Origin of the sequence: Candidatus Pantoea deserta (assembly GCF_003813865.1) — a bacterium.
GTDB lineage: Bacteria > Pseudomonadota > Gammaproteobacteria > Enterobacterales > Enterobacteriaceae > Pantoea > Pantoea deserta.
This window is the reverse complement of sequence record NZ_RMVG01000002.1, coordinates 349,059-365,824: the sequence shown is the minus strand read 5'-3', so window position 1 is coordinate 365,824 and position 16,766 is coordinate 349,059. Positions and strand designations below refer to the sequence as shown.

The 16,766-nt window shown below is 57.2% G+C and carries 12 protein-coding genes and 7 tRNA genes; 17 read left to right on the top strand and 2 right to left on the bottom strand.

All coding sequences use genetic code 11. The features are described from left to right. Nucleotides 1-64: 64 nt before the first annotated feature. Nucleotides 65-2,098, bottom strand: a complete 2,034-nt coding sequence (gene nagE / locus BBB56_RS04370) for an N-acetylglucosamine-specific PTS transporter subunit IIBC (RefSeq protein ID WP_123799130.1) — start codon at nucleotides 2,096-2,098, stop codon at nucleotides 65-67. 311 nt (nucleotides 2,099-2,409) lie between these two features. Between nagE and nagB the strand changes: the two genes are divergently transcribed. From nagB to BBB56_RS04310, 12 genes are all read left to right on the top strand, one after another. Continuing rightward, nucleotides 2,410-3,210, top strand: coding sequence for a glucosamine-6-phosphate deaminase (nagB, locus tag BBB56_RS04365; protein ID WP_123799128.1), 801 nt, complete (start codon nucleotides 2,410-2,412; stop codon nucleotides 3,208-3,210). A gap of 57 nt (nucleotides 3,211-3,267) precedes the next feature. Beyond that, nucleotides 3,268-4,416 carry an N-acetylglucosamine-6-phosphate deacetylase gene (gene nagA, locus BBB56_RS04360; RefSeq protein WP_123799126.1) on the top strand — a complete coding sequence of 383 codons (1,149 nt, stop codon included), beginning with the start codon at nucleotides 3,268-3,270 and terminating at the stop codon, nucleotides 4,414-4,416. A 7-nt stretch (nucleotides 4,417-4,423) separates the two neighbouring features. Then, nucleotides 4,424-5,644: a DNA-binding transcriptional regulator NagC gene (nagC, locus tag BBB56_RS04355; RefSeq protein WP_123799123.1), complete on the top strand. Its 1,221-nt coding sequence runs from the start codon at nucleotides 4,424-4,426 to the stop codon at nucleotides 5,642-5,644. A 20-nt stretch (nucleotides 5,645-5,664) separates the two neighbouring features. Next, complete coding sequence (locus BBB56_RS04350) at nucleotides 5,665-6,417, top strand: HAD-IIA family hydrolase (protein ID WP_033751787.1); 753 nt, start codon at nucleotides 5,665-5,667, stop codon at nucleotides 6,415-6,417. A 300-nt stretch (nucleotides 6,418-6,717) separates the two neighbouring features. Then, the gene (gene asnB, locus BBB56_RS04345) at nucleotides 6,718-8,385 is read left to right on the top strand and encodes an asparagine synthase B (protein ID WP_123799121.1); all 1,668 of its coding nucleotides are present in this window, start codon (nucleotides 6,718-6,720) and stop codon (nucleotides 8,383-8,385) included. A 217-nt stretch (nucleotides 8,386-8,602) separates the two neighbouring features. Next, a tRNA-Met gene (locus BBB56_RS04340) sits at nucleotides 8,603-8,679 on the top strand. 8 nt (nucleotides 8,680-8,687) lie between these two features. After that, a tRNA-Leu gene (locus tag BBB56_RS04335) sits at nucleotides 8,688-8,772 on the top strand. A 21-nt stretch (nucleotides 8,773-8,793) separates the two neighbouring features. Next, nucleotides 8,794-8,868, top strand: a tRNA-Gln gene (locus BBB56_RS04330). Nucleotides 8,869-8,903: 35 nt separating this feature from the next. Beyond that, a tRNA-Gln gene (locus BBB56_RS04325) sits at nucleotides 8,904-8,978 on the top strand. Between the two features lie 25 nt (nucleotides 8,979-9,003). Then, a tRNA-Met gene (locus tag BBB56_RS04320) sits at nucleotides 9,004-9,080 on the top strand. Nucleotides 9,081-9,086: 6 nt separating this feature from the next. Next, nucleotides 9,087-9,161 (top strand) — tRNA-Gln (locus BBB56_RS04315). Between the two features lie 27 nt (nucleotides 9,162-9,188). Further along, nucleotides 9,189-9,263 (top strand) — tRNA-Gln (locus BBB56_RS04310). Nucleotides 9,264-9,564: 301 nt separating this feature from the next. Here the strand turns inward: BBB56_RS04310 and ubiF are convergent. Continuing rightward, nucleotides 9,565-10,737 (bottom strand): 3-demethoxyubiquinol 3-hydroxylase, encoded by a 1,173-nt coding sequence (gene ubiF, locus BBB56_RS04305; RefSeq protein WP_123799119.1) that lies wholly within the window; start codon nucleotides 10,735-10,737, stop codon nucleotides 9,565-9,567. 224 nt (nucleotides 10,738-10,961) lie between these two features. Between ubiF and miaB the strand changes: the two genes are divergently transcribed. The 5 genes from miaB (at nucleotide 10,962) to lnt (ending at nucleotide 16,609) form a co-directional block, all read left to right on the top strand. After that, complete coding sequence (gene miaB, locus BBB56_RS04300) at nucleotides 10,962-12,386, top strand: tRNA (N6-isopentenyl adenosine(37)-C2)-methylthiotransferase MiaB (protein WP_123799436.1); 1,425 nt, start codon at nucleotides 10,962-10,964, stop codon at nucleotides 12,384-12,386. Nucleotides 12,387-12,585: 199 nt separating this feature from the next. Continuing rightward, nucleotides 12,586-13,647 carry a PhoH family protein gene (locus BBB56_RS04295; RefSeq protein WP_123799116.1) on the top strand — a complete coding sequence of 354 codons (1,062 nt, stop codon included), beginning with the start codon at nucleotides 12,586-12,588 and terminating at the stop codon, nucleotides 13,645-13,647. Continuing rightward, entirely contained in the window at nucleotides 13,644-14,117 is a 474-nt protein-coding gene (ybeY, locus tag BBB56_RS04290) for an rRNA maturation RNase YbeY (RefSeq protein ID WP_123799114.1), read from the top strand. The genes BBB56_RS04295 and ybeY overlap by 4 nt, the downstream gene beginning before the upstream one ends. 82 nt (nucleotides 14,118-14,199) lie before the next feature. Continuing rightward, on the top strand, nucleotides 14,200-15,081 hold the full coding sequence (corC, locus tag BBB56_RS04285) for a CNNM family magnesium/cobalt transport protein CorC (RefSeq protein WP_123799112.1): 882 nt from the start codon (nucleotides 14,200-14,202) through the stop codon (nucleotides 15,079-15,081). 4 nt (nucleotides 15,082-15,085) lie between these two features. After that, nucleotides 15,086-16,609 (top strand): apolipoprotein N-acyltransferase, encoded by a 1,524-nt coding sequence (lnt, locus tag BBB56_RS04280; RefSeq protein WP_123799110.1) that lies wholly within the window; start codon nucleotides 15,086-15,088, stop codon nucleotides 16,607-16,609. Nucleotides 16,610-16,766 lie beyond the last annotated feature (157 nt).

The following is a 16,766-nucleotide window of genomic DNA, read 5'->3' as shown; positions in this document are numbered from 1 at the left end:
ATAAAATGAAAAAGGCAGGAATCGCTTCCTGCCTGCTTTTTTTTCCGTCACTACGGGTAAGGGCTTAGCCTTTTACCTCATACAGCAGGGTTTCTCCGGCCACAACCGAACCGCTGGCCAGCAGCGCCAGCCCGGCAAAATCCTCGCTGTTGCTGACCACCACAGGGCTAATCATCGAACGCGCGCTGGCGTTGAGGAAGTCGAGGTCCATCTCCAGTACCGGCTGACCCGCCGTTACCGTTGCGCCCTCTTCTACCTGACGGGTAAAGCCTTTGCCGCCCAGCGCCACGGTATCCAGCCCCATATGCACCACTACTTCGACGCCGTCGCGGGTTTCCAGGCAGAAAGCATGGTTGGTGTCGAAAATTTTCACTACCGTACCGTCTGCCGGCGCGACCACCGTTTTACCGGTTGGTTTGATCGCCAGACCATCGCCAACGGCTCCGCTGGCAAAGGCCTCGTCAGGAACGCTTTCCAGCGCCACTATCTCTCCGCTCACTGGCGCCACCAGGGTGGCGATCACCTTAGTTTCGCTGTTGCGTATCGCCTGCGGTTTTACCGCTGCCGCAGGGGCAGTTGCCGCTGTCGCGCCGCCCGCCGAGGCGACCGGCCCTTTGGTCAGCACGCGCTTCATCGCAGACGCGATGCTTTCCGCCTGAGTTCCTACAATCACCTGCACGCTCTGCTTATTGAGGCGAATAACGCCAGAAGCGCCCAGACGTTTAGCAACGGACTCGTTTACCTGCGCGGAATCTTTGACGTTGAGACGCAGACGGGTGATGCAGGCGTCGATGCCGGTCAGGTTATCCGAGCCGCCCACCGCGCCGATATAGCGGCGCGCCAGCGATTCGGTTTCGCTTTCGCCGTCGCCGGTTTTATCCACGTTGACGTCATAGCCGTCGCTTTCATCGCCTGCCACCGCCAGCTCGCGGCCCGGCGTCATCAGGTTGAATTTCTTAATGGTAAAGCGGAACACCACATAGTAGATCGCAAAGAACACGATGCCCTGCGGGATCAGCATCCACCAGTGCGTCGCCAGCGGGTTGCGGCTCGACAGCGCCATATCCACCAGCCCGGCGCTAAAGCCGAATCCCGACATCCAGTGCATGCTGGCCGCGATAAACACTGAGATACCGGTCAGCACAGCATGAATCACATACAGCACCGGCGCCACAAACATAAAGGAGAACTCCAGCGGCTCGGTAATGCCGGTGAAGAAGGCCGCAAAGGCCGCCGCCAGCATAATACCGCCGACTTTGGCGCGGTTTTCCGGACGCGCGCAATGGTAAATCGCCAGCGCCGCGCCAGGCAGGCCAAACATCATAATCGGGAAAAAGCCCGCCTGATAGCGACCGGTGATGCCGACAATGCCGGTGCCGTTGGCGATAGACTGCGCGCCGCCGAGGAAATTCGGAATATCGTTAATGCCGGCCACGTTAAACCAGAACACCGAGTTAAGCGCATGATGCAGTCCTACCGGAATCAGCAGGCGGTTAAAGAAGGCGTAAACGCCAGCGCCGACGGAACCCAGTTTCTGAATATGTTCGCCGAAGTTAACCAGGCCGTTGAAAATCATCGGCCAGATATACATCAGAATAAAGGCGACAAAAATCATCAGGAAGGAGACAAGGATCGGCACCAGACGCCGCCCGCTAAAGAAGGAGAGCGCCTTTGGCAGTTCGACGTGGCTGAAGCGGTTATACACCTCCGCCGACAGAATACCGACCATGATGCCGACAAACTGGTTGTTGATTTTGCTGAACGCGGCGGGCACCTGATCGGCCGGAATCTTTTGAATCATCGCGACGGCGGCGGGCGAACAGAGAGTAGTGACAACCAGGAATCCGACAAAGCCGGTCAGCGCTGCCGCGCCGTCTTTATCTTTGGAGAGTCCATAGGCTACGCCGATAGCGAACAGCACCGACATATTTTCAATGATCGCCGCGCCCGACTTGAGCAGCAGCGCAGCGAAGGCGTTGCCTGCGCCCCAGGCATCGGGATCGATAAAGTAGCCAACCCCCATTAATATCGCTGCCGCCGGCAGCACCGCTACCGGCACCATTAGCGCGCGGCCAACCTTCTGTAAGTAACCTAACATTTGCCCTTTTCCCCCTATAAAACTGACTTGTCGCCCCGCCGCCGCTTCCTTATTTTTTATCAGCCGCAGGGGTTTGATTGCCACTACACTTCACCTTGCGCAGTGTACTGATAAATTAATTCGCCTCGCAAATTAAAACCGTCTTATATGTGATAATTATCACCAAAAACCATGATTTAAAGCCGAGGCATATGGTGATTGCTCGCAACTTATTTTAAGATGAAAAATATCACGATGCAGTGCGTTCGCCATTGAGCGCGAACCTGTTACTCTCTGCATCACCCTTTTCTTTTCTCAGAATGAGGTGAAACATGCGACTTATTCCTTTGGCAACACCGGGCCAGGTCGGCAAATGGGCCGCTCGCCATATCGTCAACCGCATCAACGCGTTTAATCCGACAGCGGATCGTCCCTTTGTTTTAGGTTTGCCGACCGGCGGTACGCCGCTGGAAGCTTACAAGCACCTGATTGAGATGCATAAAGCGGGCCAGGTTAGCTTTAAGCATGTGGTGACCTTCAACATGGATGAATATGTCGGCCTGCCGAAAGAGCATCCGGAAAGCTACCATAGCTTTATGTATCGCAACTTTTTTGATCATGTTGATATTCAACCAGAAAACATCAACCTGCTGAATGGTAATGCCGCCGATATTGACGCAGAATGTCGCCAGTATGAAGAAAAGATTCGCGCGCTGGGAAAAATTCACCTGTTTATGGGCGGCGTGGGTAACGATGGACACATCGCGTTTAACGAGCCGGCCTCTTCTCTGGCCTCCCGTACCCGCATTAAAACCCTGACGCACGACACGCGCGTAGCCAACTCACGCTTCTTTAACGGCGATGTGGATCAGGTGCCGAAATACGCGTTGACGGTGGGTGTGGGGACGCTACTGGATGCCGAAGAGGTGATGATCCTGGTGACCGGGCATGTAAAAGCCCAGGCGTTGCAGGCTGCGGTTGAGGGCAACGTCAACCATATGTGGACCATTAGCTGCCTCCAGCTGCATGCCAAATCGGTCGTGGTGTGCGACGAGCCAGCCACCATGGAACTGAAAGTGAAAACCGTTAAATATTTCCGCGAAATGGAAGCGGAAAATATGCAAGGCGTCTAAGACGATGTTGTAAGCGCCCGCCGTGCCGTTCGGGCGGGCTTAGCCGGGAGAAATACCATGTACGCATTAGTAAACGGCCGCATTTATACGGGCCACGAGATTCTGGATAACCACGCGGTGGTTATCGCCGATGGGCTAATCGCGCGCGTCTGTCCACGCGATGCGCTGCCTGCTGATATGGCGCTACGCGACGTGGCTGGCGCGCTGATTGCTCCCGGCTTTATCGATCTACAGCTCAACGGCTGCGGCGGCGTGCAGTTCAACGACGACATCGATGCGCTGAGCGTCGAGACGCTGGAGATTATGCAGCGCGCCAACGAAAAATCGGGCTGCACCAGCTTTCTGCCCACCTTGATCACCAGCAGCGACGAGCTGATGAAGCGCGCCATTGAGACCATGCGCGCCTATAAGCTTAAGCATCAGAATCAGGCGCTCGGCCTGCATCTGGAAGGGCCATGGCTGAATAAAGCCAAAAAAGGCACCCATAATCCCGATCTGATTCGCCTGCCCGATCCGGCGCTGGTGCGCTACCTGTGCGACAATGCCGACGTGATTACCAAAATCACGCTGGCGCCGGAAAACGCGGGGGAAGAGGTTATCCGCCAGCTGACCCAGGCGGGCATTATTGTCTCGGCGGGTCACTCCAACGCCACCTATGACGAAGCCAAAGCGGGCTTCCGCGCCGGCGTGACCTTTGCGACCCATCTTTATAACGCGATGCCTGCCTTCGCCGGACGCGAACCCGGCCTGATCGGTGCGCTGTTTGATTCGCCTGATGTATACTGCGGCATTATTGCGGATGGTTTACACGTCCACTACGCTAACGTGCGCAACGCGAAACGTATCAAAGGTAATAAGCTGGTGCTGGTTACCGACGCCACCGCCCCTGCCGGTGCGGCGATTGATAAATTTATTTTCGCTGGTAAAACAATATACTATCGCAATGGCCTGTGCGTGGATGAGAAGGGTACGCTGAGCGGTTCGGCTATCACCATGATTGAATCGGTACGCAACGCCGTTGAACATGCCGGCATCGCGCTGGATGAGGCGCTGCGTATGGCGACGCTTTATCCGGCGCAGGCTATGGGCATGGATAAGCAGTTAGGCACTGTCGAAGCAGGAAAAGTCGCCAACCTGACCGTTTTTACGCATGATTTCACTATTATTAAGACGTTTGTCAACGGAGACGACGTCCTGAGCGAGTAAGCACTGAATGACCACTGGCGGCCAGACACAAATAGGAAATGTCGATCTTGTCAAGCAACTCAACAGCGCAGCCGTTTACCGGCTAATCGATCAGCAAGGCCCTATTTCGCGGATACAGATTGCCGAACTTAGCCAGCTTGCGCCCGCCAGCGTCACCAAGATTACTCGTCAGTTGATTGAGCGCGGTTTGATCAAAGAGGTAGACCAACAGGCTTCTACCGGCGGTCGCCGCGCCATTTCCATCGTTACCGAAACCCGCAATTTCCATACTATCGGCGTGCGCCTTGGGCGTAATGACGCGACGCTGACGCTGTTCGATCTCAGCGGCAAATCGCTGGCGCAGGAAGACTATGCGCTGCCGGAGCGCACCCAGGAGACGCTGGAGCACGCCCTGTTTTCGGCGATCGGCAGCTTTATCGCCGCCCATCAGCGTAAGATCCGGGAACTGATCGCTATTTCGGTGATCCTGCCCGGTCTGGTCGACCCGATAAACGGCGTCATCCGCTATATGCCGCACATTGCCGTCAGCCACTGGCCGCTGGTGGCCGTTCTGAAACAACGCTTTAACGTCACCAGCTTTGTGGGCCATGATATTCGCAGCCTGGCGCTGGCAGAGCACTATTTTGGTGCGAGCCGCGACTGCGCCGACTCGATCCTGGTGCGACTGCATCGCGGAACAGGCGCAGGCATTATCGCTAACGGCCACATTTTTCTCGGCAGCAATGGCAACGTGGGCGAAATTGGACATATTCAGGTCGATCCGCTCGGCGAACGCTGCCACTGCGGCAACTTTGGCTGTCTGGAAACCATCGCCGCCAACGGCGCGATTGAAAACCGCGTCCGCCACCTGCTTAGCCAGGGTTATCCCAGCCTGCTGACGCAGGATGCCTGTCAAATCGGGCAGATTTGCAAAGCGGCGAATCAGGGCGATGCGCTGGCGTGCGAGGTTATCGAATATGTCGGGCGCTATCTTGGCAAGGCCGTGGCGATCGCGATTAACCTGTTCAATCCGCAAAAAATCGTGCTGGCAGGCGAAATTACCGAGGCTGAGAAGGTGCTTCTCCCGGCGATTGAGGGCTGCATCAACACCCAGGCGCTCAACGCCTTCCGCAAAAATTTGCCGGTGGTACGTTCTGAACTCGATCATCGTTCCGCAATCGGTGCGTTTGCGCTGGCAAAACGTGCCATGCTTAACGGCATTCTGCTGCAACATTTACTGGAAGAATAAACGCGACCCGGACTGAACCTATGACGATAAAAAGCGTAATTTGCGATATTGACGGCGTGTTAATGCATGACAACACCGCCGTACCCGGCGCGCAGGAGTTTTTACAGCGCATTTTGCAAAAAGAGATGCCGCTGGTGGTGCTGACCAACTACCCGTCGCAGACGGCGCAGGATCTGGCCAACCGCTTTGCCAACGCGGGCGTTGAGGTGCCTGACTCGGTGTTTTACACCTCGGCAATGGCGACCGCCGACTTCCTGCGTCGCCAGGAGGGCAAGAAAGCCTATGTCATTGGTGAAGGCGCGCTTATCCATGAGCTGTATAAAGCGGGCTTTACCATTACCGACGTCAATCCGGATTTCGTTATCGTCGGCGAGACGCGCTCCTTTAACTGGGAGATGATGCATAAAGCGGCCTTTTTCGTCGCCAGCGGCGCGCGCTTTATCGCCACCAATCCCGACACCCATGCGCGCGGCTTTGTTCCGGCCTGCGGCGCGCTCTGCGCCGGTATTGAAAAAATTTCCGGCCGTCGTCCCTTCTATGTCGGCAAACCCAGCCCGTACATCATGCGCGCGGCGCTGAATAAGATGCAGGCCCACTCTGAAGAGACCGTTATCGTGGGTGATAATCTGCGAACCGATATTCTTGCCGGATTTCAGGCGGGGCTGGAAACGATTCTGGTGCTCTCCGGCGTCTCTACGCTGAGCGACATCGACGCCATGCCTTTCCGGCCAGACTGGATTTACCCTTCTGTCGCCGACATCGATCTGTTCTGATTTGCATCCCTGTATTGCGCCGCCTGCGATTGGGCGGCAAACCTTTTCCGCCGCCGCCTCTCTCTTGCTGTTGTTTTTTTCGCCGCTTTTGCCTGTTCATTGACGATTCATCAATGAAATACGATTTAAATTAGATAATATTCAAATTTAAGCCCTGACCAACAACCTTTTTATCAGTAAAAAGCGAATATGCTTGCATTGGACAGTGGAAATAGCGCATTTTCTTATACATCACGCAGCCGCTGGCTGCCGGACAAGGCAACGATAACATCGCCGACAGGCGAGCTCAGGAGTCAGAATATGTGTTCTATTTTTGGTGTGTTGGATCTGAAAAGCGATCCGGTTGAACTGCGTAAAAAAGCGCTGGAGAGTTCGCGTCTGATGCGTCACCGTGGACCAGACTGGTCTGGCGTTTACGCGGATGATAAAGCCATCCTCGCCCATGAGCGTCTGTCAATTGTCGACGTCAACAACGGCGCTCAGCCGCTGTATAACGCCGATCACACCCATGTTCTGGCCGTTAACGGCGAAATTTACAACCATCAGGCGCTGCGCGCTGAGCTGAGCGATCGCTATCAGTTCCAGACCGGCTCCGACTGCGAAGTGATCCTCGCGCTCTATCAGGAAAAAGGCGTTGATTTTCTCGACGACCTCGAAGGCATGTTTGCCTTTATCCTGTGGGACAGCGTTAAGCAGCAGTATCTGATTGGCCGCGATCATATCGGCATTATTCCGCTCTATATGGGCAACGACGAACACGGCAACCTCTACGTCGCCTCAGAGATGAAGGCGCTGGTGCCAGTATGTCGCTCAATCAAAGAGTTTCCGCCGGGAAGCTACCTTTCCAGCATCGACGGCGAAATTCGCCGTTACTGGCAGCGCGACTGGATGGAGTACGCAGCGGTTGAGCACAACACCACCGATGCCGCGGGCCTGAAGCATGCGCTGGAAGAGTCGGTGAAAAGCCATCTGATGTCAGACGTTCCCTATGGCGTGCTGCTCTCTGGCGGTCTGGACTCTTCGATTATCTCCGCCGTCACCAAACGCTTTGCCGCGAAGCGCGTTGAGGACCAGGACAAGAGCGACGCCTGGTGGCCGCAGCTGCACTCTTTTGCAGTCGGTCTGGAAGGCTCGCCCGACCTGAAGGCTGCGAAAGCTGTCGCGGATCATCTGGGCACCGTGCACCATGAGATTCACTTCACCGTGCAGGAAGGGCTGGATGCGATTCGCGATGTGATCTATCACATTGAAACCTACGACGTCACCACCATTCGCGCCTCCACGCCGATGTACCTGATGTCGCGTAAAATCAAAGCGATGGGCATTAAGATGGTGCTCTCTGGCGAAGGGGCGGACGAAGTCTTCGGCGGCTACCTCTACTTCCACAAAGCGCCGAACGCGAAAGAGTTTCATGAAGAGAACGTACGCAAGCTGATGGCGCTGCATATGTATGACTGCGCCCGCGCCAACAAGGCGATGTCCGCCTGGGGCGTCGAAGCGCGCGTACCTTTCCTCGACAAGAAATTTCTCGATGTGGCGATGCGTATTAACCCGCAGGACAAGATGTGCGGCAGCAACGGCAAGATGGAAAAACATATCCTGCGTGAATGCTTCTCCTCTTATCTGCCGGAAAGCGTCGCCTGGCGTCAGAAAGAGCAGTTCTCTGACGGCGTCGGCTACAGCTGGATTGATACGCTGAAAGAGGTGGCGGCGAAGCAGATCAGCGATCAGCAGCTGGCAACGGCCCATTTCCGCTTCCCGTATAACACGCCAGCGTCGAAAGAAGCCTATCTCTATCGCGAGATCTTCGAAGAGCTGTTCCCGCTGCCGAGCGCGGCCGAGTGTGTGCCGGGCGGCCCGTCAGTGGCGTGTTCGTCGGCCAAAGCCATTGAGTGGGACGAAGCCTTTAAATCCATGGACGATCCGTCTGGCCGCGCAGTGGGCGTCCATCAGTCGGCTTATAAATAAGTCAGCGATGTCATAACGAAAAAGGGCCTGGTCAGGCCCTTTTGTTTTAGCGTTGATGCCCTTACGATCAAAATTCGCCGAATTATTCATCAGCCTGGTTACAAGCCAGACAAACAGGCGCATCAGGGCGAAAATCGGCAAAAAATGTGTTGACGCTCAACAGCTCAATACGCATAATGCGCCCCGCAACGCCGATGAAGGTTACGCGAAAAAAGATGGCTACGTAGCTCAGCTGGTTAGAGCACATCACTCATAATGATGGGGTCACAGGTTCAAATCCCGTCGTAGCCACCATCTTTTTTGCGGGAGTGGCGAAATTGGTAGACGCACCAGATTTAGGTTCTGGCGCCGCAAGGTGTGCGAGTTCAAGTCTCGCCTCCCGCACCATTTCAGTCTTCGGCAGCCGGATGGGGTATCGCCAAGCGGTAAGGCACCGGTTTTTGATACCGGCATTCCCTGGTTCGAATCCAGGTACCCCAGCCAATCCGATGTATTCTCGTGGATACGAGATCGACAGATGGGATATCGCCAAGCGGTAAGGCACCGGTTTTTGATACCGGCATTCCCTGGTTCGAATCCAGGTATCCCAGCCATCATTGGATGCAGTAAGCAGTACCTGGCTACGTAGCTCAGCTGGTTAGAGCACATCACTCATAATGATGGGGTCACAGGTTCAAATCCCGTCGTAGCCACCAAATTATTGGGGTATCGCCAAGCGGTAAGGCACCGGATTCTGATTCCGGCATTCCGAGGTTCGAATCCTCGTACCCCAGCCATACAAAGACAATTTGAACAGACACTATTGGGGTGTCGCCAAGCGGTAAGGCACCGGATTCTGATTCCGGCATTCCGGGGTTCGAATCCCTGCACCCCAGCCAAATTGCACAACAGGCCCGCTTTTGCGGGCTTTGTTGTTTTTGTCGTCTGGCCACTTTCCACCTGGTCGTTCACTGGCAGCCGCGCCTCTTAGCCAAAAGCAACGCATCCGGCGACAGAACCAAAACGCCGGGAGCGTTTCGAATAACGCGACGCGTTGTCCCGTTGACGGGCGCGCCGCCGTCTGAGACAGGTCGCGTCGCGTGGATGACGAAAAGCGACTTTGCGATTAGGGGAGAGCAGCGGCGGCCGCGCGCAGGCAGCCGGGGCCGGGTTTGACGACGCTCACTGCCTTTCCCGCCTCTACAGCCCCAGCGCGTAGCGCAGCACCTTGCGCTTCAACACTCCCGAACGCTCCGCGGCCATTAGCCCCAGATTACGCGCAAACTTCAGCGGCGGCAGACGATTGCTAAAGGCGAAGTAGAACAGATCCATTCCGCTCTGCATCAGCAAATTATCGCGACGACGCTGCGACTGATAGCGGCGCAGCACGCACTCCGAAGCCCAGTCCTGCGCGTTGCTTCGCGCCTCTGTCAGCACCGCCGACAGCGCATCCACGTCGCGATAGCCCAGATTGACGCCCTGCCCCGCCAGCGGATTAATGGTATGGGCGGCGTCGCCGATCAGCGCCAGACCGGGCAGCACATAGCGCTGCGCATGACGCCGCACCAGCGGAAAGCCGCCTGCCGCATGGGCTTTAAACCGTCCCAGTCGGGCAGGAAAAGCGGCGGCGATCTCTTTCTCCAGCTGCGGCAACGGCATCGCCTGTAGCTGACGAATACGCGCCGGGGCGTCATACCACACCAGCGAGGCGCGATTGTCATACAGCGGTAAAAAAGCGCGCGGCCCGTGCGGCGTAAACTGCTGCCAGGTCGAATCCCCCGCCGGATGTTCGCAGGTCACGCTGATAAGCAGACAGGATTGCGCATAGCTCCAGCCGTCAATCCCGATGCCCGCCATCTGCCGCACCTGGGAATTTGCGCCGTCGGCGCCTACCACCAGTCGGGTATGCAGCGATTCGCCTTCCGTCAGATCGAGCCGCCAGCCGCCGTTCTCCTCCTGAAGGCCAGCCAGCGTCGCAGGACAGCGCAGATGAATATTCAGTTGCTGCATCCGCTCCCACAGCGCGCGCTGCAACACGTTGTTCTCAACCATAAAGCCCAGTTCAGGCAGCCCCAGCGACGCGGCGTCAAAATTCACATGCGCCGTCTGCCACTCCCAGGTTTCCAGCTTACGATAAGGCGCGCAGCGCATCGCCTCGACGCGCGGCCAGACGTCGAGCTGCTTCAGCAGCCCTACCGACGCGCTGCCAATCGCAGAGATACGCACGTCGGGATCGCTGGCGGCATCGAATGGCGCAGGCTCAGCGCGCTCTACGACCGCGACGCGGAACTGCTGTAGCGCCAGATCGCACGCCAGCGCCGCGCCGACCATGCCGCCGCCCACCACCACTACATCAAAGCGGTTATCCTGCATTGCTCATCTCCTTCTGATCTTTATCCGCCGTCAGAGACGGATCCACTGGCGCAAAGTGTACCGGAAAAACGCCTGACCGGCAGAAAAGCCCGGCAAAGCGTGCGAGAATAGCCCGACCCTGCGCATCATCCGGCAAGTATGACGGCTGCGCGCTGGTCACAACAGCGTCAAAGCATTACAATACGCGCCCTGCACCTCACTGCACTGAATCAATGGCTAGTTCGATAATGAAAAAACTGCATATCAAAACCTGGGGCTGTCAGATGAATGAGTACGATTCATCCAAGATGGCTGACCTGCTGAACAGCACTCACGGCTATACGCTGACCGAGGAAGCTGACGAAGCGGACGTTCTGCTGCTCAACACCTGCTCTATTCGCGAAAAGGCGCAGGAGAAAGTTTTCCATCAGCTGGGCCGCTGGAAAACATTGAAAGAGCGCAACCCTGATTTGATTATCGGTGTCGGCGGCTGCGTGGCGTCGCAGGAAGGGGATCATATTCGTCAGCGTGCCAGCTATGTTGACATCGTGTTCGGCCCGCAAACCCTGCACCGCCTGCCGGAGATGATTAACAGCGTGCGCGGCAGCAAAAGCCCGATCGTTGACATCAGCTTTCCGGAAATTGAAAAGTTTGACCGCCTGCCGGAGCCGCGCGCGGAAGGCCCGACCGCCTTTGTCTCCATTATGGAAGGCTGTAATAAATACTGTACGTTCTGCGTGGTGCCCTATACGCGCGGCGAAGAGGTCAGCCGCCCCTGCGATGACATCCTGCTGGAGATCGCTCAGCTGGCGGCGCAGGGCGTGCGTGAAGTAAACCTGCTGGGTCAGAACGTCAACGCCTATCGCGGCGAAACCTTCGACGGCGAAATCTGCACCTTTGCCGAACTGCTGCGTCTGGTGGCGGCGATTGACGGCATCGACCGCATCCGCTTTACCACCAGCCATCCGATCGAGTTTACCGACGACATTATTGAGGTCTACCGCGATACGCCAGAGCTGGTCAGCTTCCTGCACCTGCCGGTCCAGAGCGGCGCAGACCGTATTCTGACGCTGATGAAGCGCGCCCATACCGCGCTGGAGTACAAGGCGATTATCCGCAAACTGCGCGCCGCGCGTCCGGATATTCAAATCAGCTCCGACTTCATCATCGGCTTTCCCGGCGAAACGCAGCAGGACTTTGAACAGACCATGAAGCTGATCGCCGACGTCAATTTCGACATGAGCTTCAGCTTTATCTACTCCGCGCGTCCCGGCACGCCAGCGGCCGATCTGCCGGATGACGTATCGGAAGAAGAGAAAAAGCAGCGTCTTTATATTCTTCAGGATCGCATCAACCAGCAGGCGATGGCCTGGAGCCGCCGTATGCTGGGAACCGTCCAGCGTATTCTGGTCGAAGGCACCTCGCGTAAAAACGTGATGGAGCTGTCTGGCCGTACCGAAACCAACCGCGTGGTGAACTTCGAAGGCTCGCCAGAGATGATTGGCAAATTCGTTGACGTTGAAATTGTCGACGTCTACACCAACTCGCTGCGCGGCAAAGTGGTGCGCACTGAGGATGAGATGGGCCTGCGTATTGTGGAAAGCCCGGCATCGGTCATTGCGCGCACGCGTAAAGAAAACGACATCGGCGTCGGTACGTTCCAGCCTTGATCCTGTCTTCAGCAAGCGGCAGCGCACGCTGCCGCTCTTTTCTTTTCCTGCCCTTGGTTTCTGGACGCGCTGCCCAAATATCTCTAGCTACGCTTGCGCCCTGGCGACATGCCATAAATAATTTCTAAAAGTGCCGATGTTAGCCAACCCGGCATCGAATACACATTCTAACTGGCCCTGAGTGACCCAAAGGATTCGTTTGAATATCGAAACGCATGAAATCACCCTCGAACCGGCCGATAACCGCCGACTGATGAGCCTGTGTGGTCCGTTTGACGACAACGTGAAACAGCTTGAGCGCCGTCTGGGTATTGAGATCAACCGTCGCGACAACACCTTCAAGCTGGTTGGCCGTGCCCTGTGCGTCAATGCCGCAGAAGACATTCTGCGTACGCTCTATGTGGATACGGCCCCGGTGCGCGGCACCATTCCCGATATTGAGCCAGAGCAGATCCATCTGGCCATTAAAGAGAGCCGCGTGCTGGAGCAGACCGCCGACAGCGTCCCGGACTACGGCAAAGCGGTGCATATCCAGACCAAGCGCGGCGTTATTAAGCCGCGTACGCCGAATCAGGCGCAGTACATCGCCAATATCCTCGACCACGACATTACCTTCGGCATCGGCCCAGCCGGTACCGGCAAGACCTATCTGGCGGTGGCCGCCGCGGTCGATGCGCTGGAGCGTCAGGAGATCCGTCGTATTTTGCTGACGCGCCCGGCGGTGGAAGCCGGCGAGAAGCTCGGCTTCCTGCCGGGCGACCTGAGCCAGAAAGTCGACCCCTATCTGCGTCCGCTCTATGATGCGCTGTTTGAAATGCTCGGCTTTGAACGCGTTGAGAAGCTGATGGAACGCAACGTGATTGAGGTCGCCCCGCTCGCCTATATGCGCGGTCGTACCCTTAATGACGCCTTTATCATTCTCGATGAGAGCCAGAACACCACTATCGAGCAGATGAAGATGTTCCTGACACGTATCGGCTTCAACTCTAAAGCGGTGATCACCGGCGACGTGACACAGATTGACCTGCCGCGCAGCACCAAGTCAGGCCTGCGCCATGCGATCGAAGTCCTCTCGGAAGTCGACGAGCTGAGCTTTAACTTCTTCCAGAGCGAAGACGTGGTGCGTCACCCTGTGGTGGCCCGCATCGTAACCGCCTATGAAGCCTGGGAGGAAGCGGACCAAAAGCGCCGCGATAAACTAGCGGAAGAGCGAAAGCGTGAAGCGCTGGCAGCACAAACAGAGGCGCAGGAGAGTAAATGAGCGCAGCCATTCTCGACCTGCAACTGGCCTGTGAGCAGACCCAGGGTCTGCCTGACGAAGCCGCTTTTCAGCGCTGGCTGGACGCGGCCGTTGCCCCTTTCCAGCCCGAAAGCGAAGTCACCATTCGCCTGGTGGACGAAGTGGAGAGCCATGAGCTTAATCTGACTTATCGCGGTAAAGACAAGCCCACCAACGTGCTGTCTTTTCCCTTTGAGGCGCCGCCGGGGATTGAATTGCCGCTACTGGGCGATTTGATTATCTGTCGTCAGGTTGTGGAGCAAGAGGCGGATGAGCAAGGAAAAAGCCGTGAGGCCCACTGGGCGCACATGGTGGTGCACGGAACGCTGCACCTGCTCGGTTACGACCATATCGAAGACGACGAAGCCGAAGAGATGGAAGCATTAGAGACAGAGATAATGCTTGCTCTTGGTTACCCCGATCCGTACATTTCGGAAAAAGAAGATGCCTGAGCCGCTGGCTCAGTTTACCTGCTGTCGGCGAGGACGCCGACAGCGCCCCACCTCCAACCAGAGAGATCTGTAAAAGAACGCCATGAGCGACGACCATTCTCAAAACAGCGATGCACCCAGTAGTAAAAAGGGATTTTTTTCCCTGCTTATCAACCAACTGTTTCACGGCGAACCGCAAAACCGTGATGAACTACTGGAGCTGATCCGCGACTCCGAGCAAAAAGAGCTGATTGACGAAGACACCCGCGACATGCTCGAAGGCGTACTGGACATTGCCGATCAGCGCGTGCGCGACATCATGATCCCGCGTTCGCAAATGATTACCCTGAAGCGCAACCAGACGCTGGATGAGTGTCTGGACGTGATTATCGAGTCGGCGCACTCGCGTTTCCCTGTGATCAGCGAAGATAAAGATCACGTTGAAGGCATTTTGATGGCCAAAGATTTGCTGCCGTTTATGAGCAGCGAGTCAGAGCCGTTCAGCATGGAAAAAGTCCTGCGTCCGGCGGTCGTGGTGCCGGAAAGCAAGCGCGTCGATCGCATGCTGAAAGAGTTTCGTTCGCAGCGCTACCATATGGCTATCGTCATCGACGAGTTTGGCGGCGTGTCCGGCCTGGTCACTATCGAGGACATCCTTGAGCTGATCGTCGGCGAGATTGAAGACGAATATGACGACGAAGAAGATCGCGATATTCGCCAGCTCAACCGCCAGACCTATACCGTGCGCGCGCTGACCCCGATTGAAGATTTCAACGAGGTTTTCGGCACGCAGTTCAGCGACGAAGAAGTGGACACGATTGGCGGACTGGTCATGCAGGGATTTGGCCACCTTCCCGCACGGGGAGAGAGCATTGACATCGACGGGTATCATTTCAAGGTCGCTATGGCCGACAGCCGTCGTATCATCCAGGTGCATGTGAAGATCCCAGAGAACTCGCCGTTACCCCAACTGGATGACGAATAACTTTATGTCCTTTGCCTCACTTTACCCGCGCCAGCGGGTACGTTTGTTGCTGGCATTATTAACGGGTGCGTCTGGCACCCTTGCGTTCTCACCCTACAATGTCTGGCCCGCCGCGCTGTTGTCGCTGGTGGGCTTACAACTTCTGACGCTGGATCGGCGCGCCGGCCAGGCCACGGCTCTCGGCTTCGCCTGGGGCTTTGGCCTGTTCGGCAGCGGCATCAACTGGGTCTACGTCAGCATCGCCACCTTCGGCGGCATGCCCGGCCCGGTCAACGTCTTTCTGGTGGTGCTGCTGGCGGCCTATCTGTCACTCTATCCCGCCCTGTTTGCCGGCGTGCTCAGCCGCTTCTGGCCGCGCGCGACGCTCTGGCGTCTGGCGCTGGCGGCTCCTGCGCTGTGGCAAATCAGCGAGTTTCTGCGCGGCTGGGTGCTGACGGGCTTTCCCTGGCTTCAGTTCGGCTATAGCCAGATCGACGGCCCGCTGAAAGGCCTTGCACCGCTGGCCGGGGTCGAAACGCTGACCTTTATCCTTATGATCGTCGCGGGCCTGCTGGCGTATGCGCTGCGCCAGCGCAGCGTAAAAAGCGCGGTCGCCGCGCTGCTGCTGCTGGCGCTGCCCTGGCCGCTGCGCTATATCCACTGGACTCAGCCGCAGCCGGCGCGCAGCGTCGAGGTCGCGCTGGTGCAGGGCAATATCCCGCAGTCAATGAAGTGGGATCCGCAGCAGCTGCTCACCACGCTGCGCGCCTATACCGGCCTGAGCCAGCCGCTGATGGGCAAAGCGCCGCTGATTATCTGGCCAGAGTCAGCCATTACCGATCTGGAGAGCAACCAGCAGCCCTTCCTGCGCTCGCTGGACGGCCTGCTGCGCGAGCGCGGCAGTTCGCTGATCACCGGCATCGTGGATTCCCGGCTGGAGCATAATCGCTATCACGACTATAACTCGGTGATCGTGCTGGGCGGCGACGCGCCTTACAGTTATCAGAGCATGAACCGCTACCAGAAAAATCACCTGGTGCCGTTTGGGGAATTTGTGCCGCTGGAGAGCCTGCTGCGTCCGCTGGCTCCCTTCTTCGATCTGCCGATGTCCGGCTTCAGCCGCGGCGACTATCTGCAACCGCAGCTGCGCGCCGCGGGCTATCGCCTCACCAGCGCCATCTGCTATGAGATAGTGCTGGGCGAGCAGGTGCGCGCGAACTTCCGCCCGGATACCGATTTTCTGCTGACCGTATCCAACGATGCATGGTTCGGCCACTCTATCGGACCCTGGCAGCACTTTCAGATGGCGCGGATGCGCGCGCTGGAGTTAGGCCGACCGCTGCTGCGCAGCACCAATAACGGCGTTACCGCCGTGGTGAATTCGCAGGGCGAGGTCGACAAAATTCTGCCGCAGTTTACCCGCGACGTATTGCTGGATAAGGTCACGCCTGCCACCGGCGAAACCCCTTACGCCCACGCTGGCCTGTGGCCGGTCTGGCTGTTGACGCTGTGCGCCGCGCTGCTGGCGCTGTGGCGTCGTAAAGCCTGATGCGATGTGCGAGCGGCGAGCGCTTTTCTCGCCGCCGCCTCTTCCCCATTTTCCGCTTATCTCTCCTCCTCTTCCGCGATTTTCTGCTGCGCCTGATAACTGGCACGCGGCTTGCTTTTAGTAACCCGGTTTCCTGCAAACCTGGCGGCATGGCGGG